The following is a 778-nucleotide window of genomic DNA, read 5'->3' on the forward strand; positions in this document are numbered from 1 at the left end:
TTTCATCGATCTGTCCAAGGCGAAGCAAGTAAGAATAAACGTTTGGAACAAAAATTAGCCGAGCTACAGGCTCGTCATGAAAAGTACCAGGCTGAGGTCAGTGAACACTTTATGGATACCGCGCAAGCTGTACACACCCTCAATAAAAGCTACCGAGAGGTGCATGAGCAGCTCGCCAAAGGCGCAAGCCGCTTGTGCAATGAAGAGCAAGCTGAAGATTTTCTCGCAATCGGCCAATCTAACGCAAGTACTGATAGTGCTGCACAGAAACCCCGCGCTGAAGTTTACACACCACCTATGGACTATGCTCCAAAGAATAGCGACGCCGACACAGGCACACTGTCAGAAACTTATGGCATTACTAAAAAAGAAGTTAGCTCGGAGCAAGAAGAAGAGCTGCTTGTTAAAGAGCCACCAAGAATCTAGGCCATTAAACTGGATTATCGATATCGATAAACTCAAACTCGATATCAAACTTTTCCTGTAAATGTTGCCCAAGTGCTTGAATCCCCCCTTTCTCGGTCGCATGATGGCCTGCGGCGAAATAGGCGACCCCGGTTTCTCTTGCGACGTGAACGGTTGGCTCGGATATCTCACCACTTAGGTAAGCATCAAGGTTCTGACTCACTGCAAGGTCAATCATCCCCTGGGCTGCACCAGTACAAAACCCAATATTCTGTATTAACCGGTTAGGCTCACCAACAAACTCGCATTGGCGACCTAGCTTGTTAGTCACATGCTCGGAAAACTGCTCAACTGTTACCGCCTTATCTAAGCG

At 47.6% G+C, this 778-nt stretch carries 2 protein-coding genes; one reads left to right on the forward strand and one right to left on the reverse strand.

The genetic code is table 11. The features are described 5' to 3' along the window. The coding region (locus A3766_RS26930) for a YhcB family protein (protein ID WP_068643320.1) at positions 1-426 on the forward strand (426 nt) is incomplete at its 5' end. A 4-nt stretch (positions 427-430) separates the two neighbouring features. On the opposite strand, the gene A3766_RS26935 is transcribed toward A3766_RS26930, so the two are convergent. Then, on the reverse strand, positions 431-778 hold a 348-nt coding region (locus tag A3766_RS26935; RefSeq protein ID WP_197479780.1), incomplete at its 5' end, for a Nif3-like dinuclear metal center hexameric protein.

Source organism: Oleiphilus sp. HI0132 (assembly GCF_001635845.1).